The organism is Shewanella oncorhynchi (assembly GCF_012584455.1).
GTDB lineage: Bacteria > Pseudomonadota > Gammaproteobacteria > Enterobacterales > Shewanellaceae > Shewanella > Shewanella oncorhynchi.
Map to the genome: position 1 here is coordinate 194,589 of NZ_JABAEB010000008.1, position 23,984 is coordinate 218,572.

Sequence of the window (23,984 nt, forward strand, 5' to 3'; positions counted from 1 at the left end):
ACCGACAATATCGTTAGGTGAGGGCATTATTTTATGGTTACGGGTAGACAATCTCTACTCTTTGAGGAGCTTGTATGTGGTTAGCAGGGGCAATTTTTGTTCTCACCATAGTGTTAGTAATTTGGCAACCTAAGGGGTTAGGCATAGGTTGGAGTGCTACCTTGGGCGCCGTATTGGCCCTACTACTGGGTGTGGTCCACTTAGGGGATATTCCTGTGGTATGGAATATTGTCTGGAATGCGACCGCCACCTTTATTGCCGTGATCATCATCAGTTTATTATTGGATGAGTCGGGATTTTTCGAATGGGCCGCGCTGCATGTGGCCCGTTGGGGCAAAGGTCGTGGGCGTTTACTCTTTACTTACATAGTATTACTCGGCGCGACTGTTGCCGCATTGTTTGCCAATGATGGCGCGGCGCTGATCCTCACCCCCATAGTGATTGCTATGTTACTGGCTCTGGGCTTTAGCGCCGGAGCAACCTTAGCTTTTGTAATGGCGGCGGGTTTTATTGCCGATACCGCAAGTTTGCCGTTAATTGTCTCTAACCTAGTCAATATTGTTTCAGCGGACTTCTTCAACATAGGTTTTAACGAATACGCCTCTGTGATGGTGCCTGTCGATATTGCTGCTATTAGTGCCACCTTAGTCATGCTGCATCTGTTTTTCCGCAAAGATATTCCCGCGACCTACGACTTGCAAAAACTACGCGAACCTAAGGCCGCCATTCGCGACCTCAACACCTTTAAAACCGGTTGGGGCGTATTAATCTTACTCTTGGTGGGCTTTTTTGGCTTAGAACCGCTCGGTGTGCCCGTGAGTTTAGTGGCTACCGTGGGTGCCCTGATCCTGTTTGTTGTCGCGAAAAAAGGCCAAGCCATAGATACCACTAAGGTACTGCGCGGCGCGCCATGGCAGATAGTGATCTTTTCATTAGGCATGTATTTGGTTGTTTATGGTCTTCGCAACGCAGGCTTAACCGATTACCTATCAAGCGTATTAAATAGTTTGGCTGAACAAGGGCTTTGGGCTGCCACTATGGGCACGGGCTTCTTGGTCGCGTTTTTATCGTCCCTCATGAACAACATGCCAACGGTGTTAATTGGCGCCCTCTCGATAGACGGTAGCAATGCGACCGGCGTGATTAAAGAAGCCATGATTTACGCTAACGTGATTGGTAGCGATTTAGGTCCTAAAATCACCCCCATCGGCAGTTTAGCAACCCTGCTATGGCTGCATGTACTGGCGCAGAAAAATATCAATATTACCTGGGGTTATTATTTCCGCGTCGGCATAGTGATGACGCTACCTGTGCTATTTGTCACCCTAGCGGCACTGGCACTGCGCCTCTCCTTCTAATCTTCGTCCATGGGCACTAGAGCATCTGTTTAGTGCCTATGGATAAATTTATAAGCGATTATTTTTCAGAGACATGTTATGACTAATATGATTGATGACAGCATTAAGATTTACCACAATCCAGCCTGTGGAACATCGCGCAACACTTTAGCATTGATCCGTAATAGTGGAGTCGAACCCCAAATCATCCACTACTTAGCAACGCCCCCCTCCCGCGATGAATTACTTAAATTAATTAATGAGATGAAAATCTCTGTGCGTTCATTGCTACGTAACAATGTTGAACCATTTGAACGACTAGGACTTTCTGAAGACACATTTAATGATGAAGAACTGGTTAACTTCATGCTGACTTATCCCATTTTAATTAACCGTCCTATCGTCGTTACGCCGCGAGGCACAAAACTCTGTCGCCCGTCTGAGACTGTGCTTGATATTTTGACCAAAGCACAACAAGGACCTTTCACCAAAGAAGATGGCGAAATCATCATTAATGAACAGGGACAAAGAGTTCGCACATGAAACCACTAAACCACGATATGCCAGCGCTCAAACAAGAATTAATGGTTAATAACATGGATATGGACTGTTTTAATCTAACTCCTCTAACCCATCCGCCTAGAATACTGATGCTTTATGGCTCAGTACGAGAACGCTCCTATAGCCGACTGACGACGGAAGAAGCCGCTCGGCTATTAACACACATGGGCGCAGAGGTGCGTATTTTTAACCCTTCTGGACTCCCACTTCCTGATGATGCGCCTGACAGTCATCCCAAAGTCATGGAACTAAGAGAAATGGTACGTTGGTGCGAAGGCATGGTGTGGTGTTCACCAGAACGCCACGGTGCGATGACCAGTATTATGAAAGCTCAAATCGATTGGATCCCTTTGGCTGAAGGTGCTGTCCGGCCTTCACAAGGTAAGACATTAGCAATAATGCAGGTGAGTGGTGGTTCACAGTCCTTCAACACACTAAACCAAATGCGTATATTGGGCCGATGGATGCGCATGTTCACCATACCCAACCAGTCTTCAATCGCAAAAGCTTGGTTAGAGTTTGACGAGGCAGGCCGAATGAAACCTTCGCCTTACTACGATCGTGTAGTTGATGTTATGGAGGAATTGATGAAATTCACTTTACTCCTGAGGGGCAATGTTAATTTCCTCACGAACCGATATAGCGAACGCAAAGAAAGCGCTTCAGAGCTATCAATCCGAGTAAATCAAAAAGAAATATAGATTAAACACTAAAAGTATTCTCAACTATGGAGCAAAAGATTAGCCCAGCGCCAACTTTTGCTCCAGATAAGAACCATCACGCCAAATAAGTACATTCCAAATACACGAGTGAGACCTAAATCCTTAAAGCCAGCTAAAAACTCTCTGTAACTTGCTATTAAAGATGCAATTCGTCCATTTGCTTGAATTCATGTTTAATCTGTTGATATTGCAATGGCCATTCATCGTACCAAAGAGCAAACTCCTCTACAGGCATAGGCCGAGCAATGCCATAGCCTTGGCACAATTGGCAGCCCAATTCAGCTAAACTTTTACCATGGGCAATGGTTTCAACACCTTCAGCAATCACATTAAGATTAAATACTGACGCTAAGCGGATAACACCCTCCACGATACGCCAATCATCTTCGCTATCGAGCATACCTCGCACAAAACTCTGATCAATTTTTATCGTCGATATGGGTAATTGGCGTAAATACGTTAACGACGAATAACCTGTACCAAAATCATCTAGGGAAAAATGGACTCCCAAACGCTTACATTCCTGAAGGATATCAATTGCCAATGTCATATCTTCAATGGCGGCACTCTCTAAAATTTCCAATTCTAGATCCGAGGCTGTCAAATCGGGATATTGCATTAACGTCGATTTTAAGAATGCGCTAAAGTGTTCAGCCAATAGCTGCCGAGCGCTTACGTTAATACTTACTGCTATCGGGCGACCACTCTGTTGCCAATTCTGCCATTGCGCTACTGCAGTATTGATAACCCATTCACCTAAAGCAATTTCAAGATCACTGCCTGCAATATCCGGTAAAAACTCACTCGGACCGACTATGCCTCGCAGTGGATGACGCCAGCGAATTAAGGCTTCCGCGCCAATAATTTTACCGGTAGCGAGATTCACTTTAGGTTGGTAAAACATCACAAATTCATGACGTTCAAAAGCTGACTTAAGTTCTTCTAACCAAGTTCTCCGAGCAATAATGTTACGATCAATGTCAGGATCAAACATTTGGAAACGATTCTTACCTGCCGATTTTGCCATATACATGGCTTGGTCGGCATGGCGCAATAAAATGTCGGGGTCAACGTTATCCTCTGGATACAAACTCACGCCAATACAAGCCGTTAAACAAAGATTTATATCGCCGATTGATATCGGCTGATCGACCGCCGCCAGTATTCGTAATAATACTTGAGTACATTCTTCCTCAGACATCATCTCAAATAAGATAACGAACTCATCGCCTCCTACCCGAGCCAACGTATCTTGCTGCCGAATCACCACAGACACATTATTTGCAATCGCGATCAACAGTTGGTCACCAACCTCATGGCCATAACGATCATTGGCCACCTTAAACCCGTCAAGGTCCATAAAACACACTGCACAGATACTGCCATTACGTTGAACATGGGCAATCATTTGCTGAAAACGGTCTAAAAGTAAGCGACGATTTGGTAATCCTGTAAGTGCATCATAATTTGCCACGCGATCTAACTCAGTCTCATGGGTCTTTAATAACGTGATATCGGCTTGGGTTCCCGAAATCATCAACGCTCGACCTTGACTATCCTCTTCAACGACCCGCCCCTTACACAATATCCAGCACAGCTCGCCAGTCTTTTTAATGCAGCGCACTTCCAACTCTATACTGCTTGTTTTATGGATGAGATGCTGTAGAACCTGTTGCTCTATATTTTGCACATCTTCGACATACACATATTGACGCCAATTATTAACCGTCAGCTTCATCTCGCCAGCTTGATATCCCAAAATGGCTTCAAATCTTGGGCTGATTTGCACTTCTCCAGTAACAGCATTCCAGTCCCAGAATCCTTGTTCAGAACCTTGAATAACCCTTTGCAATTGTGCTGTTTGAGCCGCTAGTTGTTGTTGAAGCTGTCGCGCCTGGGTAATATCTTGCACTGTACCGTGCAATTTAAATATCTTACCGTGCGGATCACGCTGTGCTTGACCCCTAGCCATAATCCAACGATGGGCACGATTAGGATCTAGCAACTCAGCTTCGCATTCATACTCTTCTCCCGTATGCACACATCGCATCACCAGCGTACTTAACGCTTGCCAACTCTCAGGAGTAAATAATTTCTGCACTTGTTCTATCGAAGGGGCGGCTTCTTTATATGGCAAGCCATAAATCACAAAAACCTGTTCAGACCAAGTATGCGAATCAGTAACTAAATCCCACTCCCAACTGCCAATCCCTGATAATTGTTGTGCTTGTTTTAATCCCAACTCACTAATGAGTAAATGTTCAGCATTTTTTTCTTGAGTCGTGACATCCCTTGCTATTCCAAATAAGCCACAAATTGCACCTTGAGCGTCAAACACAGGACCTTTGGTCACTTGAAAAATGGCTGCTTCACCCTGAATATGTAAATACTCTTTATGTGTGGTGACCATTGCGGACACTAATACAGTGCGATCTTTTTCTTGGATAATATCAATAGAGTCAGCATCAAAAATATCAGTGTCATCTTTGCCCAAGATATCACTCATACTCTTGCCGACAAAGGTAGCGGCACCTTGGTTGACCAAGATATAACGCCCCGCCAAATCCTTCACAAAAATACCATCGGTTGTTTGAGAAACCACAGAATCGAGCAGTTGATGATTCACATCCAATTTCTGTAATGAGGCACGTAAATAGCCGCTTAGTGCACTGATCACTATGCCGTAAACACTTAGACTAATAAGCTGTAACCAATCGACAGAATGAATATTATCGAGACTATTGGCGGTTGGATGAAGATAATAGACACACAGAACAGAGAGACATGTCGCGACTAATCCAGGCGCAAATCCGCCACCAATAGCGCTTAATGAAATAGGCAACATAAAAATCAGCAATAATAAACGCTGGTGCTGCTCAGTTGAAAGTGAATTGGCAAACCATAGCGTTATCAGCGTAAAACTCAATATCGCAATGTATTTAAGCCATGAGATATTGCTTATCGCTACAGAGCGCGCAAAGGTTATTTCTAGCAAATTACCCGATGGAGCATTATGACGGTCAGGAACGGCATTCAGAACAAAAAGTAGGATAAAGGCACTGGTAAATACAAAGAAAAAACCTTTCGCGAGGGATAGACGAAACACAGTTTCAGTGTCCGTAAATACAAGCAACAATTGATCGGATAAAAAGATCCATCCAAGCGCTGCAAGCGCATAAATAGCCACAGCTAAAATAATATATTGAGTCCGAGATTTATGATTATGTACAGTATTGTCAACCATCCTAACTCCATCACAACTAGCGCCATCAAAACGACTCACTTGATCTATGATTGACACTAACGCCAGCCAACAATAGGTGGTCATTCCACAGATGAACATCATATTCAAGCTAAAGACTATAACTTAAAAAGCATCAGTATAATCTAATAAAAACCCGAAATAACAATGTACAACATAAAAATGCAAATCAAATACATGCCTAAAATATAGCTATCAGATATTAAACTGCAAACAGTATCTAAAAATGATTATTGAGCATTCAATCATTAACGATAGAAAGCAATATATTGCTAACTTACAGTAAATTTTCTAAGTAAATGCACAGCATATCTGACTCACAGTGCGATGAAAATCTAAAATCCCCGGCGTAAATCATTAGGAACTCAGTCACCACATTGCATTTCTAACGCACCAACTAAGATGAGTGCTGAATCAGCCATGCTGACATAAAGCCTCTACCTACAACACATAAAAAAACCATAATTTAAATACCTAAAAAGGTAGATTTTACGGGTAAGGATATAAGCCCATACCTGTGAGGTTAAAAGAAAAATATACAAGCACTATTAAAACCCATGTCTATAGAACTATCGCAAATGCAATGGAATATCATACTTCCTAAAAAGCTTGATTATTGAATCCTTATATAGTGGCTTGATAATGTAACCTTTAGCTCCTGCAGCTATTGCCTGCTGAACTGATGACTTATTTTTATTCCCAGTCAACATAACAATGGGCGTAATTGCATTTATTCCATTAGACTTATTAATGTGGTTAATAATATAAAATCCATTAGTATCAGGAAGATTTATGTCCATTAAAATAACGTCATATTTTTTCTTAGAAAGTAAATCTAACGCCATACGTCCAGACAATGATGTATCAAGTTCAATGGCATACGTTCTAAGAAGCATAATAGTTAAATTCAAACTAATGTGATCATCCTCAACAATTAACATCTTTGGTACTATAGGAACTTCAACTGATACAAGAGAATTTTTTGACTCCGAATACAATCGATTATACGTGTATTTAGTATCAGGCACGGTTGGAGCGGCCTTATTGCTAACCTCAATATGCTCCTGTTCTGGCAAAGGGGCTTCTGCGACCATCGCCACATTTGATACATCAGTAACAACAAGTTCAAGTAAGTGCAACGCCTTACTTTGTAGTTTCAACAAAGCTGGTCTAATTTCATTAGAACGAATAAATGATAATATCTTCTTCAATGAAGCCAGATCTAACTCAGCGGTTCTATTACTTGCAAGGTGCGCTTCTGCCTTATCTAATGATTGCTCGATTTCAATCAAACTTAATTCAAAGCTATGTTCTAAATCCTTCTTGCGCTGAACACCTTTAAGGACAATCTCCTTGATATGCGAAGAGTAGTTATCTTGCACATTTACAAACTCTTCTACTTTTTTATATTTTCCTCTTAACCCAATTTCCCGCAATAAATGTGTACATATTATAATTGCTCTATGCACTTCATACATTGGCCTAGCGATTAAATAATCATTAATCACACCACTACGATAAGCCTCGTACGCTTCTCTTTCTTGATGTTTTGGAATAAGAGAAACAACAGCATGCTCACATATTTCTACAGCCTGCAATTCCTCAATGGCTTCGTAATAAATAAGTAAAGTTTCTTGTAAAGTTTCAGCAGCAACAAGAATCACTTTTGGGGTTGATTGTTTGATTTGCTCAACAAGCTCAGCATTCGTTTTAATCACATGAATACGAGAAAAGTGACGAATTAGAACACTTATCAATAATCTATCATTATCTTGGTCGTTCGTATAGAGAACGATATGCTCAAAATTGACTCTATCCACTAGCATTACTCCTTTGCATAAAAAACTCAATTAACGCAAATAAATCATCATCAACCTCTTGCCAACATTTTAAGATAACTTTGTAATCAATAGCATTGTTACGCGAAACACGCTCTAGTTCTTGGCAAGATAAATTTAATTTTTTTGCTCCTATGTAAAGAGAATTACTTTTAAGGGTATGGCTAATTGCAGTAATAATACGAAGATCATTATCCACAATTGCAGACCTTAATGCTTCACGCTTAACAAGTAAATTACTATAATATTGCTCTAAAAAAATAGATAACTCTTCATCGCTTATATCTTCACCTACAAAATTATATATATCTGACAAGTTGACCATCTGTAAGATATCCACTAATTCCTGCGGTGCTTCATCACAACAGAAAAAACTATTATCAAAAGAAGTATTATCAGATTTAACTGTAGACTTTTTTAAACTTGCATTATTTGACAAAGTGACTTTTACTTCATCTAAAAGGCCAATCAAATCATTCAATGTCAGAGGCTTTACAAGTACGCGATTTGCTCCAGCCTGCAAACATTCATCTTTACATATGTCGCCATGATCAGCAGTCAACATCACAATAATCGATGGCGCTAATTCCCGATACCCTTCAACCTCTCTAATGACGCCAATGAGGTCTGAGCCCGATATAGTTGGCATTATCACATCAGAAATAACGACATTAAATTTATTTGTCTTAAAAAGCTCAATGGCTTGCATCGGATCTTGAACACAGGAAACTATAACTCCAACAGATAATAACTGTTTTTCGATAACAAATAAGTTTTCTTGACAATCATCAATAACTAACACACTAATATTACTATAATCAGCACTATCCGAAGCCTGCTCGTCAATAATATTCAAATAATTTTTAACATTAACGAAATCAGTTACTGATTGAATTCTGAGTGGTGGATATGAAATCACTTCGTAGTCGGAGTTAAACTTAGAAAGTGACACTCTCCTCAACTCTGCAACTCTTTCTTTTCTTGTAAAAAGACTAGTTACAAATTCATTCTTTGAGATAATATCATTTTGATTCAAGTCAATAAAAAGTATTGAGCTTTCAGTTTCAAATTCCAGTAATTCATTACTTGGTAAATATAGCAACTCGAAATCAAGCTCTTTGGAATATCTTGAAACTGATTCGTGAAAAATGGAACTGTTAGTATATGCCGTTACTGAAGCATCAATATCAGAACGATAGGAGCCGCTTACATCATGCGCCGTAAAGTGACTATCTAAAGCAAAATCAATAACAAAATAGAAAACGCTACCATCACCGATACGACTAATAACCTGAAGGTCACTTCCCATTGAACGACATATACTTTTACTTATGTATAGTCCTAAGCCAACACCACCATACTGACGGTAAGAATTTGATGATGCCTGCTCATACTTACCGAACACTTTTGATTGTTCCTCTTCAGTTAAACCGATACCATTATCAATAACAGAAAACTTTAGTTTTACATTTTCGAATGACTGTTCCAGAACTTCTACTTCTAATAGAATCGACGAGTCAATTTTATTGGAAAACTTAATTGAATTGGAGATTAAATTATAGATAACTTGATTTAGTTTAACTTCATCACAAATAACCCTGCGATTAAAATTTAATGGCATAAAAAAGTCTAAATTAATGTCTTTTTTATCTGCTTGAAGGCTAAACGCATCAACAACAAATTCGCCTAACAACCTAACATCTACCGAGTCATTTTTAACATCTGCACTACTCTCATTTGTCTTTTTAAAATCCAACATACTATTAATGAGTAATAAAACTTGTTTTGAAGTACTGAATGCGACAGATAATAACTTCTTATCCTGTGCCCTTACATTACCTAAACTGAGCTCAATTAAGCCTAGCACTGCATTTAATGGTGTTCTAATCTCGTGACCTAGAGTGGCAATAAAATCACTTTTAAAGCTATTCAATTGTTCCAGCTCTGAACATTTCTCTATTAATACTTTTTCTTTCTCATATCGTTTAGATTCATCTATAATTAACCCAAACCGAGTTCTATCATCAAGGAAGAAATCTCTATACTCAAAATACAACCCTGATTTAGTTTTAAAAGATAGACATATTTTTTTATTAGTTGCACATTTATATCTAAACCACTTCATAATTCTATAATTATCTCTACCAACAACCTCATAGCTAACAATATCTTGAATTAAACTAAAAAATGACTTGCCAATGTAATTATAAAAATGTAAATATGGGAAAAGGTATTTAACCCCGCCACCAATAAAATCAATATTACCAAGACTATTTACGACAAGAACACCATCTGAAGTAATTTTCTGATATCTAGAGTCATCACCCGCAGGATTCTCACACCTAAATTGGCTATACTCGAAATTTTTTGTTATTGACGCATCATGCTCTACAACACAGAGCACAATAAAATTTTTATTTGCCATCTTTAATAGGCTAAACTTTAAACAGTTACTTCCTATCATTAAGCATTCATTAGGCGTGATATTCTGTTTAATCTTTTCAAAATGCTGAATTATTTTTTTCTTGGCATTTTTTAAAAAATTATTATTTGAGAAAATTTGATTCTCGCCTAACCACTCCCCCTCAGGTGATAACATAAATGCACAAGAATCAAACAAGTCTAAATCAATACCATTCATCATCGCATATCCTTATTGCAAACTAGCATTCATTACTACTGAACTGAATTTTTATACTGATTAAACCAGCTATACACTTTATCACACGCAGAGATGAGCCTCTCAGGATCAATATTATAATTACCAATGAAATAATCGACAGTAACCCAATCACCTTTCATATACGCCAGAGTAAGTTGTAAACAATGAGCTAAATATCCATGATTATTAAGTAAAGCACGCTTTATTTGCTGTTCAAGAGGAAGCGGCTCTATCGCTCTGTTCATCGGCTTATCTAAAATGGCATCTAAAGTAGATAATAATCCAGTCAAAAATGCTGACTCTTTCAACAAAGGAAATCCCATTAATGATATTAACTCTTCACATAACCGAGCCCTGATTATAGTATTATTAATTAACACAACTGGTTTATTGGGATTAAGTTCAGCCAAAATAATGAGACTGACAAACTTACGAAGTTTATTTTCACCTAAAAAAATCATAGTCTGCTTAATTGAGGTAAATTCATTCACATGCTCAAACTGACTTGAATTGACATACCTTAGTAATTTATAGGTAAGATCTAAATCTTGAGAAAAATAATGTTCAAGTTTTTTATAACTAAAATCAGACTTAAAAACCTCATTGTAAATAGACATAACAAAATGTTGTGTAGCACCTATTTCACTCCCCTCTATGAGTTCTGGCTTATAAAAATAATAACCTTGAAAATAATCAAAACCGAGTGACTTAGCTAGCCTATACTCTTCCAATGTTTCAACTTTCTCTGCAAGTAGTTTTAAATTATACTGTCTAAATTTAGGGATCAGATGAGAAACACTATCTAAAGGCGTTGAAATTATATCAATTTTTATAAGTTTAAAAAAAGGAAAAAAACGTTCCCACTCAGGAGAATAAACAAAGTCATCTAAAGCAAGATAATAACCCAAGTTAAATAACTCTTTAATTAAAATAAAGTTATCCTCGCTTGGGCTAACAGTTTCCAATACCTCAACAATAATATTTTTGTATGGAAACATGTATAACAAATGGTCTCGCAAGAAATGAGATGGAAAATTAATTAATGCTGGCTTCCCTTCGGTTAAATCCTCTAGATCCATACTTAAATAACTATTTACAAACACTTTAGCTGTAGCAACATTGTCTGTAACACCCTGTGGAAAATAGTTATCCCGGCTATTTCTAAAGAGCAACTCATAAGCAACAACGTTTTTATTTCTATTCAGTATAGGCTGTCTTGCCATATAAAAGCGCATAGTTCACCTCTTCCCTTTGGGTCACTTAACTTTATAATCATTAGTGAATCAGTCCTTTAATTTTTCAGTCTAGACCTAGGTGCCCCATCTTTCAACTGCACTTTTCTAGCCTAGACTATAAATTAGCAGAAGTAGTGATTAAATCCGGTTTAAATCTCAGATTTATACTTAATTTAGGTGAATATTTAAGAAATCATACTCAAGATATAAATACCTATTTTGAGGTATGACTATCTTGTTTATCCATAAAAATTAAGTATTAAATGAACCGCTATTCTAGTACCCAGCAACGAAATAAAATGAGTAAAATGAACAGTTAAAACTGAAAAAAACTATTATTAATCCTTTTAGACATAATGGACTTATTGGCTTATTGGCTTATTGGCTTATTGCCAGTTAATGGCGTCATTACATAGCAGTGATACTAGATGAAGAACTTACCGCACTAGGGTTTGCTGGCGAGGATGTCACAACGATTTGACTGGATTTGATGCGAGGCTGAGCCCGTGTAGTGTCGTTATCCACATAAACGGGCAACATAAGCAGGTGATGAACACCATTTTGAGCTAGCTTGATAACAACACTAGTCGTGTCCCCAAGGTTTGGGTGGTAATGCTACTGGCTGGGTAAGATCAAAATCGACTTTAAAATTGCGTTGTTCTCGCGTGAGTTGGTAACTAAAAATCGTTGGCGTAATTTCCATGTGCCACACATTCGTGATCGACTGGGTTAGCCCATTCTTAACGAAGTTATCGATAGATTCCCTATCAATTGGAAATGATTGTTTCTGTACTGTCCCATCATTCATAGTGTCGCCGCCATACATGGTCACAGCATCTTCACTTCCATCATGATGGCGATGGTCGTGCTTCAACTTAAGTCCTTGCTGCGTTTTAGTCAGCACCCAAGTACGCGAGTGGTCATCACCCACATGGAACGGGATCTTAAGCTCAGTGTCGCTACATTCACGCACGTGCATAATTAACGACTTACCGCTAAAGGCTGAATCGGCACTGTCACCCGATACCACTTTTCCCGCAAAGGCTTGGCCACAATGGGCCGCTATTTGTGCGAAAAAAGTATTTTGCGTCTTGGTGGATAGCGACTCAACTTGAGCAGCGATGGATGGCAACGCGATAAAAGACAAACTGATAAGCCCGAGGCTCGGTAGGGTAATGTTGGGATTCATTATGTTCTCCACTTTTTTTAGATGGAAAACACCCTAACACTAGGAAATAAATTCAAACTGAATTTCACCTAGTGTTAGTGATGATAAACCAAAGTGATTACCAGCCGATATAAGTACGCGATCGATTACCCAGACGCTTTTTGATAAAGCGAGCCGTCATAATACTGCCTACCATCATGAAAATGAAAATCCCAGCGGAAAAGAGCACGCTAGTCACAGCAGAACCTGGTGGGAAGCGGAAACGCATTACGGTTGCAGCCGTGTTAAATAGCATATCGAAGAGTGGATGAATAAAGAAAATTGCAAAACTCATCTCGGCGACTTCGACTAACCAAGGCAAACGACTTCGTCCCGACAACCATTCACAGAAATTCAGTACTAATACACATAAACAAAGTTTCTGAATAAACTGCCAATCGATACCGTTGTACTCAAATGGTGCCTTATGATAGTTACCAATATGCTGCACTATGTAAGTTTGTTCGACTAAGCTAACCACTAAAAAAATCATCGCTAGTGCGGTGAAAATAGAGCCAAAGCGCGTCACAATATGTTCATCTTGCGAATATAAAATACCAATCAAGTAGAAAGGTACAAAATACACGACTGAGTGAATAAAATTGACGTTACCTATAGGTCTATGCAACAGAATTGCTACCACACAACTCAGTACAAATAGTGTCCAACGCATCTGCTGCGAGCAACGGATAAACCATAAAAAAATCGGCGAGAATAAAAACACCGCCATGATGAAGGGAATGTACCAGTGCGGATACAGAATATAACCGTTACGCACAGTATAAAAAATACTCAGCAAGACATTATCGAGCGGCTGATGCTCCATAAATATCCAGCGCAAACACAAACAAAATAGACCAATTAATGACACAACTAAAAAAGGATAAAGTACGTTTTGTACTTTGTTCTTCATAAACTTGCTGTAGTCGAAATCCTTATAAAAAATGCGGTGGAAAAAGTATCCCGAGATAAACACAAATAACGCCGTGCCACCACGCAATAGATTTTCCAGCAACAGCGGGAAACCTTCACCAGAGTTGTAAATACTGTGGCCAAGCACGATAAAGATAATCGCAATGCCACGCATGTAGGTAAATTCGAGCTGATTTTTTCTCATTATTAATTCATCGCACAGTAGAGGGTTCTTCCATCAACAACACTCGCAGAAACCCTAATAGTTCCATGGACTTCCGCTTCGTTGAATACCAGATACTGACCCTCACGCTGAAAGGGGAATGCTAAAGGTAACAGAGTTGCCGCCTCAATGCCCTCACAAAAATTTTGTACCGGAACATCAAGTAATGGACTGCCACTCACTGACAAGTTACTAAATTGCGCACTCATCCCTAAATAAGCTTGAGTCACTTCCTCTTGATAGGGCACCACATAAAAGCCAGAACGTACGTCACCCACATCGATAAAACTGCTGCTATCGCTCACGCTCGGCATAACCAATAACGGCACTTTTGGATCCTGCACATTCAACAACAACTGAGACAATTTTGCTTGAGTGGCAGGGTAATACGCTAGCATCTCCTGCAGCTGTTTCTTTTGTTTAGCGTCTTTCTTGTCTAGCGGGGATACAGGCTTTACGCGGTTCAGTAGTAAATCCACAGGTAACATACCCGACATGACCGACTCTTTCCACACATAAGGGTCTTGAGTGCTATCCAACAATATGCCCGCCAGAGCGCCAATATTTGCCGCCTCAGCCGTCCAACCAACCCACATCTTCTGCTGTTGATAATAGTCATACACATATTTTGTCAGTATTTGCTGATAACCCAGTAAAGTTTGATTTTGACTCAACACACGCGCACCAGCGACCAATTCCACATACTTAGCGCTGCCTTCAACAAGATCATTGATGTAACCGACTTTATCTTCATTCGGCGCAATTTGGCGCCATTGCTGCAACCAATAGGCTGCATAGCTAAGGTGTAATGACTGTTGCTCGGGTTGTGCCAGCGCCGCCATTAAGGCATCAAATAACTGTAAACGATAATAGCGAGCATCGAAGTTGAGCGGAAAGACCTCGCCCTCATAACGCTTACCGTCTTCTAATACTCGCCATTCGGATTGGGCATAAAAATGGAAGGCTTCATGCAAGCCATTGCTCGCCCAGATTAAAAAAGCTAAATCCGTTGGCTTAGTGTCGCGAGTAAATTGGATGTTAGGCACTTCGAGCTGGATCAATACGCCTGGCTGGCCATTATATTGCGGAAAGCCGAAACTCACCGATAGACCAGAGTGCAGATTGACCGACTCTAACACACTGTTATCTTGGATTATTTCGCCACCAGGCTGTCGAAGCCAGACATTACCACCATAACTAAAGAGGTGTACTTTATCTTCAAGGCGAAAACCAGGCCACAAAGCTTCGCTCTGGCGACTATTCTTTGCCATAAAATCGAGGTAAAGACGGGCGAGTTGTTCCGGAGAGGCCTCATCGGCAAACGCGGGGGTAGCGGCAGAGACACCTAAAAGCCATAGGATCACTACCATAATATTTTTCATTTATCTGCCTAAACAAACACAAGGGGTTTACAAAACAGCGCTAGCATATAGCGCAATCAAGCAATAGTGAAACATTTGCAAAAAAATATTTTTACCCCAGAAAATCTCAGTCAAAACCAAATCAACGACTCCTAATGAAATCATATTTTTAGCACAATTTTGCATCACTTAGGCGATTGCGTTCGCTAAAGGCAATAGGTTTAAGTCTTAGGTTCGCTCGGCTTATCTCCAAACCACAGTGCGAGTTTATCCGCCGCAAGGGATTTCACTTCATCATCGATATATAGGGTCACCATAGTCAGGGCAGCGGCAAGGGCACCTAAATCATCGGTAAAGCCAACTAAAGGAGTCAGATCGGGAATCGCATCTAAAGGCAAAACAAAATACGCTAACGCGCCGTAGATGACTGACTTAGCCCACTTAGGCGTATTGGGTTGTTGCGCTGCATAATAAAGCCATAGTGCCCGCTCGATGACCTCTCTACCTGCTTGACGGCTAAAGAGTTTGATCTTGTTCCAAAATCCGCTGTCAGTAAATTGCTCATCCGCCATCATATTTCTCCAATACCCTAAAGTTGTTTGGGTATACACCCATGCCACTTCACAGTGTACGACGATAAGCCGCAGGGGTCAGGCCAAATTGTTGCTTAAAACGTAAGGAAAACTTTTCCGCAGATTGATAACCACAGGCCAAAGCCACTTGTAATACTGGCTCGCTCGAATTTTGCAACATGGCTAAACCATGGCAAAGCCGCACTTCTGCCAGTAACTGCCTAAAACTGGTGTCTTCTAAGGCCAATTTACGCCTAAGGCTTGCCGTGCTCATGTGTAACTTGTCGGCAATATCCTCCTGCTGCCATGACGCCGAAGGACTCACACTCATCAAGGCCAAGGCCGCTTGAGTCACGCTGCGTTGGGTGTGTCCATACAACCAGTTCACACTGCGTTTATCCGGCAAACTTAACAGTAACGCGGCCAAATAATGCAGTTGAACAGGATCGGCCAGAGACAAGGTCAAACTCTGTAATAACGCATTCCAAGCTAAGTCCACAGCGCGTGATATGTTTTGGACTGGCATAGGGTCACGCCAATCGGTAGCACTTGATAAAATACCTTGGGGTAAATCGTGGGGGAGTAATAACTGCACCGCCCGATAACGCCCAAGAAAAGGTCGATTAACAAAGCTAATATGCGAACCAGCAGGAATTAACAGTAACTGCCCTTGGCCTACTAAAACAGATTCATCTTGCCAGAGCAGAGACTTTTCACCATAGATAACCCGAATAATCGACGGCTGATGTACAGGGACTTGAGATAAAGATTGTGCCTGCTTCGAATCATATTCAAACATACGGATCATGACACCAGCCTAATTATCAATGGATTATTGATTATATACCGCAGTCAACTTGGCGTTGCCGAGCGCTTGTGCCCTGAGCATAAAGCCCAATAAGGCAGGACTAGCATCCTTTGGCAATTCTAAAGCACTGGGTAATGCCCACACAGTAAATTCGTACCTGTGAACACCATGACCTTGGGGCGGGCATGCGCCACCAAAATTTGTAGTACCAAAATCGTTCTTCAAGGCAATGGCACCTTTGGGCAGTGCATCAACATGCGAGCCCGCACCTTGTGCGAGCGAAGTTTGCGCTACGGGTAAGTTATAAACGGCCCAGTGCCACCAACCGCTGCCCGTTGGCGCATCAGGATCATAAGCTGTCACTGCAAATGCTTTAGTTCCTGTGGGCACCTCAGTCCAAGTCAGTTGCGGTGAAGTATTTTCCCCTTGGCAACCAAAGCCATTAAACACTAATTGCGATGTCAGTTTATTGCCCTCGCTCATATCTTTGCTCGTTAATGTCATAGCACTTGCTTGTCCAACGAATAACCCAAGCATTAAACTCGCCCCTAACCACCCTTTATTCATGTCTATCTCCTATTCATGTTCGACCTGACTCACTTTACGTCAATCAAAAAAATAACATCTGCCCTAAAACGACAACTTTCTGCCCCAAATGCTCAAATGTGAGAAAAAAGTTATCATTTTTGCATTTTTCAAGCAGAAGGATGATTTTGTAACGAAAATATCTGCATAACAATGCAAATATGGAATGCGGTATAAATCAGAATGATGATTACAGCAGCCTTTAAATTAAGATTAGATATTTGAAATAAGATATTTTATGCAAATAATATTATTTAAATAATTCTGACAATATTTACTTTCATAATTTAGATAAAGATACTTAAGCATGATTGACTCCATTTAATATCGATAAATTAAGTTAAATTGACGTGCTAATTATTTAAAAATAAGACATAGGTCATGATTTTATTTATAACTCGCATATAAACTTCATTACGTAATAAAAAACTAACCATTTTCTCTAAGTCATAATGGAGTCGTATATGAAGAGGAAATCTAAAATTATGGCGCATATCAGGCGCACACGGCATATCATGATGCCTAGTCAACGTGACTATTTCGATCACTCCTTTATCTTCCTCCGCTAACCTTAGCGTAGGTAGTAGGCCAATTAACAAGTCTAAAGTGCTATTGCCCTAATAGGCGCAAACACTTATCGTACTGTTTTCATTTGGTTTATTATCTAACACCTTAATCAAAGCATTCTTTTATCAGTGCAGTTTTACTGCGGCTAAGCTATTCATACGCTCAATAAATATATTTCTACTTATATTTATTTCGTAACTTTGGCATAACCACATTTAATCTGCGCACGGAATAGCTATATCTAATTTTCATACCATTAATGTTTTTAATTAGGTATAGGCACACTTGTATCTATTTTTTATAAAGTAAAAGGGAAATTAACTATGAAATCATTAAAAGTAGCCGCTAGCTTATCTGTTAGATCTTGTTTCGATATCGACAGAGAAGTTGTCAATGTATTAACCACAGATTTTTGCGATGTGGGCGCGGCTGTCGTCTCTGTTGATGATGTTAGAAATGGTATTGTTGAAAAGATTAAAAACACCGGATTGAAACTGCCCATTTTCGTTTCAGTTTGCTGTGAAGAAACCTTCCCTGATGATGTTTGCTCATCGATTACAGGGGTATTTGAACTTTGCGGTGATAACACTGACTTCTACGGAAAACAGGTTGAGACTGCAATAAGTAAATATGAACAAGCGCTATTGCCACCTTTCTTCGGTACGTTAAAAAAATACGTCGAAATGGGTAACTCTACCTTTGCTTGTCCTGGTCACCAAGGCGGACAATTCTTCCGTAAACACCCAGTGGGTCGCCAATTCTTCGACTTTTTTGGCGAAACAATTTTCCGTGCGGATATGTGTAATGCCGACGTGAAACTGGGTGATTTACTGATCCATGAAGGCGCTCCACTGGAAGCACAGAAATACGCTGCCAAAGTTTTTAATGCCGATAAAACCTATTTCGTACTTAACGGCACTTCGTCATCAAATAAAGTCGCGACTAATGCACTGTTAGCGAAAGGCGACCTCGTGTTATTCGACCGCAATAACCACAAATCAAACCACCATGGCGCATTAATTCAAGCAGGTGCTACACCTGTTTATTTAGAAACGGCACGTAATCCCTTCGGATTTATTGGTGGCATTGATGCCCACTGTTTCCAAGAGTCCTATTTAAGAGAGCAAATTCGTGAAGTCGCGCCAGAAAGAGCCGATGAAAAACGCCCGTTCCGCTTGGCGATAATCCAACTCGGCACCTATGACGGCACCATTTACAATGCTCGCCAAGTGATTGATAAAATTGGTCATCTTTGTGACTATGTCTTATTTGACTCTGCTTGGGTGGGTTATGAACAGTTCATCCCTATGATGAATGACTGCTCACCACTCTTGCTCGAACTGACTGCTGAAGATCCAGGCATTATCGTGACTCAGTCGGTACATAAACAGCAGGCGGGTTTCTCACAAACCTCGCAAATCCATAAAAAAGATAAACATATCAAAGGCCAAGATAGATATTGCAACCATAAACGCTTCAACAACGCCTTTATGATGCATGCCTCTACCAGTCCCTTCTATCCTTTATTTGCGGCGCTAGATGTAAACGCGAAAATGCATGAAGGCGCAAGCGGTCGTTATCTGTGGCGCGAAGCGGTAAAAGCGGGTATCGAAGCACGTAAGCTATTGCTCAAAAAGTGTAAATATATCAAGCCATTCGTGCCAACAATGATCGACGGCCGCCTATGGCAAGACTATGAAACCGAACAAATGGCCGATGACTTACGTTTCTTCGAATTCGAACCTGGTCAGAAATGGCACTCCTTCGAAGGTTATGAAAAAGGCCAATACTTTGTTGACCCTTGTAAGTTCTTATTAACAACACCGGGCATAGATGCTGAAACAGGCAAATATACCGAATTTGGTATTCCAGCGACTATTCTGGCTAACTTCTTACGGGAAAATAATATTATTCCAGAGAAGTGCGACTTGAATTCGATTTTATTCCTAATGACACCTGCGGAAGATATGGCCAAGATGCAACATCTGGTATCACAAATATCTCGTTTCGAGAAATTAGTCGATGAAGATGCGCCATTATCTGAAGTATTACCTAACGTTTATAACGCCAATAAAGCCCGTTATAAAGACTATTCTATCCGTCAACTCTGCCAAGAAATGCACAATCTTTATGTCAGCCATGACGTAAAACAACTGCAGAAAGAAATGTTCCGTAAAGCGCATTTCCCTACAAAAGTGATGGACCCGCAGGAAGCAAACCTAGAGTTTATTCGTGGCAAAGTAGAATTAGTCCCACTCTCGCAAATTGAAGGAAGAATTGCAGCAGAAGGCGCACTCCCTTACCCACCAGGCGTGTTATGTATGGTGCCAGGTGAAATATGGGGCGGTTCTGTTCAGCGTTATTTCCTTGCCCTTGAAGAAGGCATCAACCTATTACCTGGATTCTCACCAGAACTGCAAGGTGTTTATCTCGAAAATACCGCAGACGGCAAAATTCAAGCAATGGGCTATGTACTAAATAAATAATGAAGACTGACTGCAGAGTTTATTAACCCCACTCTGCAGTCAAATTCATGCCTCCTATAATAAGTCACCTAAATTAGGTTATTAGTATGAGTAAATCAGAAAATAAAATTGGCGTCGTCCAATTAACTATTATCACCATAGTCAACATGATGGGTTCGGGCATTATTATGCTGCCAACCCAATTAGCTCAAGTCGGTACTATCTCCATTTTATCTTGGTTAGTAACAGCAGCAGGGTCAACGGCCCTCGCCTTCGCCTTTGCTAAGTGCGGTATGTTCAGTAAAAAATCCGGTGGTATGGGCGGTTATGCCGAGTATGCCTTCGGCCGTTCTGGCAACTTTATGGCCAACTACACCTATGCCGTCTCGCTGTTAATCGCCAACGTCGCGATTGCCATCTCTGCCGTGGGTTACGCTGCCGTGTTGCTGGAAGTTAACTTAAGCCCGATGGCAATTTGTCTTGCGACCATTGGCGTACTTTGGTTGGCAACCATTGCTAACTTCGGTGGTGCCCGCATCACGGGTCGCGTCAGTAGCGTGACTGTGTGGGGGATTATTCTGCCTGTGATTGGCGTATCTTTAATTGGTTGGTTCTGGTTTGACATCGACCTCTATAAAGGTGCATGGAACCCGCATGATATGCCATTCTTCAAAGCGTTAGGCGGTTCTATCGCTATGACTTTGTGGGCGTTCCTCGGTTTAGAATCGGCCTGTGCAAACTCAGAAGCCGTCGATAACCCAGAAAAAAACGTACCTATCGCCGTGATGGGCGGTACCTTAGGTGCAGCAGTGATTTATATCGTTTCCACTAACGTCATTGCCGGTATTGTGCCAAATGCCGAGCTTGCCATGTCGAATGCGCCATTCGGTTTAGCCTTTGCACAAATGTTTAATCCAGTAGTCGGTAAAATCGTGATGGCCTGCGCCATTATCTCCTGTACTGGATCACTCTTAGGTTGGCAGTTCACTATTGCCCAAGTGTTTAAAGCCTCTGCCGATGAAGGATTTTTTCCGAAAATTTTCTCTAAAGTCAGCAAAGCCGATGCGCCAATCTGGGGCATGACTATTATCGTCTCGATCCAAACAGCACTATCGCTGATGACCATTAGCCCATCACTGAGCAAACAGTTCGAAGCACTCGTTAACCTCGCCGTCGTCACCAACATTGTGCCTTATATCTTATCTATGGCCGCGCTTGGCATAATGCAAAGACAGCAAAAAGTACCTATCAATAAAGCCCGCGTTGCCAACGTGATCGCCGTAATTGGTGCGTTATATAGCTTCTACGCTCTGTACAGCTCAGGCGAAACCGCAGTGATGCTTGGCGCCATAGCCACCTTCTTCGGTTGGACAATTTTCGGCGTGATCTCTAACCAAGCGCCTGTTGCCGACACACGTCCAGCCTAAATACGACTAACGCATGCTCGGAAACAATTAATACCAACATCCACATCAAGACTAACGATAACTCAGGGATCATAGGCCAAGCCTATGATCCCCTGAAGAATACTTGCTCATTATCGGGGGATTTATGAATAAGACTTGTCTCGCTTTAGTGTTACCTATGCTATTAACGGCCACCAGCAGTCAGGCGGTAGAGCTCTATAAAGATCAAAAAAACACCTTAGATTTAACGGGTTGGTTAGGGTTTGCAGCATTAAATGACAGCCACGATACTTCAGTTATCGACGACTCATCACGCCTAAGATTCAGCTTCGAGCGCAGCGAGAAAAATGGCTGGACCGCTTTTGCTACCACAGAATGGGGGATCAACATGGTCTCCAGCGATGATGGGCTAGTGATGCAAGGGGGCAAACTCGCCGCCGAAAAAACCGATGATTTTCTCTATAACCGCTTAGGTTATGTTGGCATGTCCCATGATACATGGGGCAACCTGAGTTTCGGTAAACAATGGGGCGCCTATTACGATGTCGCAGGCACTACAGATTTACCGAACGTATTTGCAGGTTACAGCGTTGGCGCTTACACCTTCGGTGATGGCAGCCTCACAGGTACAGGTCGTGCCGATTCCGCCTTCATTTACCGTAATAATTTAGGCCCAGTACAAATCGCCCTGCAATATGCCGCCAAAACCAATGGTGATGTCAGCCTAAAGAACGATGATGGTAGCGAGATGACCAACTCAGAACTGAGTTTTGACAGCAGCTACGGCGCCAGTATCACTTATGCGGTAACCGATAAATTTAAGCTACTCGCAGGTTTTAACCGCGGTGATTTTGAAGGCCACTTAGGCAACACTCAAGTCGATGAAACCAATGAAATTGTCGGCATTGGTGCCATGTATGGTGACTACTATCACTATGCCGAAGGACGTGAGGCCAACGGTCTCTATGTGGGCTTTAACGCTCACAAAAGTAAAAATAATGAACTGGTCAACGGCGATCTCTACGACGCCACTGGTGCCGAGTTGATGACGGCCTATCAATTCGACAACGGTTTTGTGCCCATGGTTGTACTCAGTTATTTAGATTTAGACACAGATGCAACTACGCCTATCCAAGGTAAATGGACTCGCCAATTTGCCATGCTGGGACTGCATTATCGCTACAGTAACGACACTGTGATGTTTGCCGAGATGAAGCTAGATTTCAGTGATATGGATGATCCTGCACTCGAAGCACAGGAAGACAACAGCTTCGCAGTGGGGATCAACTACTTTTTTTAGGACTAAAGGAGATGTTAGCTAAGGTTTCTAAAGCGCTCATTCTACTTTGGCATTGCTTAATCGCATGAAGCAGGACGATTTTGAGTATAAGTCTTTAGTGACAGTTCTAATCATATGTTGAGTTAAATCATGTTTAGCAAGATAGGCAGCTCGCGTCATCGCTCATATGCGTGAGCTTATTTGAGACTGAGGTGCGGCGCACGTTCCGTCTACAAACGCTCGCCGTAACACTCATTAGATGGTACCGCAGGCTTACCATTATCTCTACGCCACTCCAAGTTAGTTTCTGGAGTGGCTTTTTTTCTAAAAAATTGAGCGGTTTAAGCCGATGTGCATTACGACTTTGCGCTTGACTTCAATGGCCAACGTTGACCTTACCCTTCGCCATTTATCGCATTAATACAGCGTTGTACGACTTCTTCGAAAGTGCCATCTATACTCACTTGGATAACGTCAGCTTCATCAGTCGCGGGCATTTCCAGCGTGTCGAACTGACTCTTGAGTAGCTCAATCGGCATGAAGTGGGCTTTTCTGGCAAACATGCGTGTTTTGACTAATTCAAAATCTCCGTATAGATGAATGAACACCAGCTTGCTGTTGTTCTGACGGATTAAGTCACGATACTGGCGCCGCAGTGCAGAGCAGACAATAACCCCCTGCTCCCCCTTTTGCTCAATGCTATACACAGCGTCGTTGATACGCTCAAGCCAAGGAGCGCGATCGCTATCGTTGAGCGGTGAGCCAGATTTCATCTTGATAATATTGGCTCTAGGATGCAGATCATCACCATCAATAAATTTCGTCTCTAACGCCTTTGCGACCGCGGCACCAATCGAAGATTTGCCACAACTAGAGACGCCCATGAACACATAGCTATTGCCTTTTTTTCTCTCAGTCACTTTGTTAACCTCATGCCAATTCTCGAATTTAGTCACTTCCCACTCTACCATATTACGGGTAA

At 41.3% G+C, this 23,984-nt stretch carries 18 protein-coding genes; 7 read left to right on the forward strand and 11 right to left on the reverse strand.

Annotation, left to right across the window (positions count from 1 at the left end; translation table 11 throughout):
• The first annotated feature begins 74 nt into the window (after positions 1 to 74).
• From HGO26_RS14505 to arsH, 3 genes are all read left to right on the forward strand, one after another.
• A complete protein-coding gene (locus HGO26_RS14505) occupies positions 75 to 1,358 on the forward strand; it encodes an arsenic transporter (RefSeq protein WP_168826011.1) in 1,284 nt (427 codons plus the stop codon).
• A 78-nt stretch (positions 1,359 to 1,436) separates the two neighbouring features.
• A complete protein-coding gene (gene arsC, locus HGO26_RS14510; protein ID WP_168826013.1) occupies positions 1,437 to 1,880 on the forward strand; it encodes an arsenate reductase (glutaredoxin) in 444 nt (147 codons plus the stop codon).
• Positions 1,877 to 2,599 (forward strand): arsenical resistance protein ArsH, encoded by a 723-nt coding sequence (arsH, locus tag HGO26_RS14515; RefSeq protein WP_371134955.1) that lies wholly within the window; start codon positions 1,877 to 1,879, stop codon positions 2,597 to 2,599. Before arsC ends, arsH begins: the two co-directional genes overlap by 4 nt.
• Before the next feature lie 157 nt (positions 2,600 to 2,756).
• On the opposite strand, the gene HGO26_RS14520 is transcribed toward arsH, so the two are convergent.
• From HGO26_RS14520 to HGO26_RS14565, 10 genes are all read right to left on the reverse strand, one after another.
• The gene (locus tag HGO26_RS14520) at positions 2,757 to 5,864 is read right to left on the reverse strand and encodes an EAL domain-containing protein (RefSeq protein WP_168826015.1); all 3,108 of its coding nucleotides are present in this window, start codon (positions 5,862 to 5,864) and stop codon (positions 2,757 to 2,759) included.
• Positions 5,865 to 6,451: 587 nt separating this feature from the next.
• The gene (locus HGO26_RS22530) at positions 6,452 to 7,702 is read right to left on the reverse strand and encodes a response regulator (RefSeq protein ID WP_168826018.1); all 1,251 of its coding nucleotides are present in this window, start codon (positions 7,700 to 7,702) and stop codon (positions 6,452 to 6,454) included.
• The gene (locus HGO26_RS14530; protein ID WP_168826020.1) at positions 7,695 to 10,364 is read right to left on the reverse strand and encodes a hybrid sensor histidine kinase/response regulator; all 2,670 of its coding nucleotides are present in this window, start codon (positions 10,362 to 10,364) and stop codon (positions 7,695 to 7,697) included. The genes HGO26_RS22530 and HGO26_RS14530 overlap by 8 nt, the downstream gene beginning before the upstream one ends.
• A 32-nt stretch (positions 10,365 to 10,396) precedes the next feature.
• A complete protein-coding gene (locus tag HGO26_RS14535) occupies positions 10,397 to 11,617 on the reverse strand; it encodes an EAL and HDOD domain-containing protein (RefSeq protein ID WP_168826022.1) in 1,221 nt (406 codons plus the stop codon).
• A gap of 583 nt (positions 11,618 to 12,200) precedes the next feature.
• Entirely contained in the window at positions 12,201 to 12,806 is a 606-nt protein-coding gene (locus tag HGO26_RS14540) for a hypothetical protein (RefSeq protein ID WP_168826024.1), read from the reverse strand.
• 97 nt (positions 12,807 to 12,903) lie between these two features.
• Positions 12,904 to 13,941: an acyltransferase family protein gene (locus HGO26_RS14545; protein WP_113941433.1), complete on the reverse strand. Its 1,038-nt coding sequence runs from the start codon at positions 13,939 to 13,941 to the stop codon at positions 12,904 to 12,906.
• A gap of 2 nt (positions 13,942 to 13,943) precedes the next feature.
• The gene (locus tag HGO26_RS14550) at positions 13,944 to 15,341 is read right to left on the reverse strand and encodes a hypothetical protein (RefSeq protein ID WP_168826026.1); all 1,398 of its coding nucleotides are present in this window, start codon (positions 15,339 to 15,341) and stop codon (positions 13,944 to 13,946) included.
• A 200-nt stretch (positions 15,342 to 15,541) separates the two neighbouring features.
• On the reverse strand, positions 15,542 to 15,892 hold the full coding sequence (locus HGO26_RS14555) for a YkvA family protein (protein WP_168826089.1): 351 nt from the start codon (positions 15,890 to 15,892) through the stop codon (positions 15,542 to 15,544).
• Positions 15,893 to 15,941: 49 nt separating this feature from the next.
• Positions 15,942 to 16,700, reverse strand: a complete 759-nt coding sequence (locus HGO26_RS14560) for a helix-turn-helix transcriptional regulator (protein ID WP_168826027.1) — start codon at positions 16,698 to 16,700, stop codon at positions 15,942 to 15,944.
• Between the two features lie 24 nt (positions 16,701 to 16,724).
• Positions 16,725 to 17,267 (reverse strand): YbhB/YbcL family Raf kinase inhibitor-like protein, encoded by a 543-nt coding sequence (locus HGO26_RS14565; RefSeq protein ID WP_168826029.1) that lies wholly within the window; start codon positions 17,265 to 17,267, stop codon positions 16,725 to 16,727.
• 503 nt (positions 17,268 to 17,770) lie between these two features.
• On the opposite strand from HGO26_RS14565, the gene speFL reads away from it, so the two are divergent.
• The 4 genes from speFL to HGO26_RS14585 all read left to right on the forward strand — a co-directional run bounded on the left by speFL (position 17,771) and on the right by HGO26_RS14585 (position 23,023).
• The gene (gene speFL, locus HGO26_RS22565; protein WP_224022194.1) at positions 17,771 to 17,854 is read left to right on the forward strand and encodes a leader peptide SpeFL; all 84 of its coding nucleotides are present in this window, start codon (positions 17,771 to 17,773) and stop codon (positions 17,852 to 17,854) included.
• A gap of 321 nt (positions 17,855 to 18,175) precedes the next feature.
• The gene (gene speF, locus HGO26_RS14575) at positions 18,176 to 20,338 is read left to right on the forward strand and encodes an ornithine decarboxylase SpeF (protein ID WP_105250508.1); all 2,163 of its coding nucleotides are present in this window, start codon (positions 18,176 to 18,178) and stop codon (positions 20,336 to 20,338) included.
• A gap of 86 nt (positions 20,339 to 20,424) precedes the next feature.
• Entirely contained in the window at positions 20,425 to 21,744 is a 1,320-nt protein-coding gene (gene potE, locus HGO26_RS14580) for a putrescine-ornithine antiporter (protein WP_105250509.1), read from the forward strand.
• Between the two features lie 124 nt (positions 21,745 to 21,868).
• Positions 21,869 to 23,023 carry a porin gene (locus HGO26_RS14585; protein WP_168826031.1) on the forward strand — a complete coding sequence of 385 codons (1,155 nt, stop codon included), beginning with the start codon at positions 21,869 to 21,871 and terminating at the stop codon, positions 23,021 to 23,023.
• A gap of 374 nt (positions 23,024 to 23,397) precedes the next feature.
• Here HGO26_RS14585 and HGO26_RS14590 read toward each other — a convergent pair whose 3' ends face one another.
• Positions 23,398 to 23,973, reverse strand: coding sequence for a gluconokinase (locus tag HGO26_RS14590; protein WP_211085921.1), 576 nt, complete (start codon positions 23,971 to 23,973; stop codon positions 23,398 to 23,400).
• Between the last annotated feature and the right edge of the window lie 11 nt (positions 23,974 to 23,984).

Bases quoted from the DNA above. Each gene is read 5' to 3' on its own strand.
- HGO26_RS14505 (WP_168826011.1), top strand. From the start codon at position 75: ATGTGGTTAGCAGGGGCAATTTTTGTTCTCACCATAGTGTTAGTAATT.
- arsC (WP_168826013.1), top strand. From the start codon at position 1,437: ATGACTAATATGATTGATGACAGCATTAAGATTTACCACAATCCAGCC.
- arsH (WP_371134955.1), top strand. From the start codon at position 1,877: ATGAAACCACTAAACCACGATATGCCAGCGCTCAAACAAGAATTAATG.
- HGO26_RS14520 (WP_168826015.1), bottom strand. From the start codon at position 5,864: ATGGTTGACAATACTGTACATAATCATAAATCTCGGACTCAATATATT.
- HGO26_RS14530 (WP_168826020.1), bottom strand. From the start codon at position 10,364: ATGATGAATGGTATTGATTTAGACTTGTTTGATTCTTGTGCATTTATG.
- HGO26_RS14535 (WP_168826022.1), bottom strand. From the start codon at position 11,617: ATGCGCTTTTATATGGCAAGACAGCCTATACTGAATAGAAATAAAAAC.
- HGO26_RS14540 (WP_168826024.1), bottom strand. From the start codon at position 12,806: ATGAATCCCAACATTACCCTACCGAGCCTCGGGCTTATCAGTTTGTCT.
- HGO26_RS14545 (WP_113941433.1), bottom strand. From the start codon at position 13,941: ATGAGAAAAAATCAGCTCGAATTTACCTACATGCGTGGCATTGCGATT.
- HGO26_RS14550 (WP_168826026.1), bottom strand. From the start codon at position 15,341: ATGAAAAATATTATGGTAGTGATCCTATGGCTTTTAGGTGTCTCTGCC.
- HGO26_RS14555 (WP_168826089.1), bottom strand. From the start codon at position 15,892: ATGGCGGATGAGCAATTTACTGACAGCGGATTTTGGAACAAGATCAAA.
- HGO26_RS14560 (WP_168826027.1), bottom strand. From the start codon at position 16,700: ATGATCCGTATGTTTGAATATGATTCGAAGCAGGCACAATCTTTATCT.
- HGO26_RS14565 (WP_168826029.1), bottom strand. From the start codon at position 17,267: ATGAATAAAGGGTGGTTAGGGGCGAGTTTAATGCTTGGGTTATTCGTT.
- speFL (WP_224022194.1), top strand. From the start codon at position 17,771: ATGGCGCATATCAGGCGCACACGGCATATCATGATGCCTAGTCAACGT.
- speF (WP_105250508.1), top strand. From the start codon at position 18,176: ATGAAATCATTAAAAGTAGCCGCTAGCTTATCTGTTAGATCTTGTTTC.
- potE (WP_105250509.1), top strand. From the start codon at position 20,425: ATGAGTAAATCAGAAAATAAAATTGGCGTCGTCCAATTAACTATTATC.
- HGO26_RS14585 (WP_168826031.1), top strand. From the start codon at position 21,869: ATGAATAAGACTTGTCTCGCTTTAGTGTTACCTATGCTATTAACGGCC.
- HGO26_RS14590 (WP_211085921.1), bottom strand. From the start codon at position 23,973: ATGGTAGAGTGGGAAGTGACTAAATTCGAGAATTGGCATGAGGTTAAC.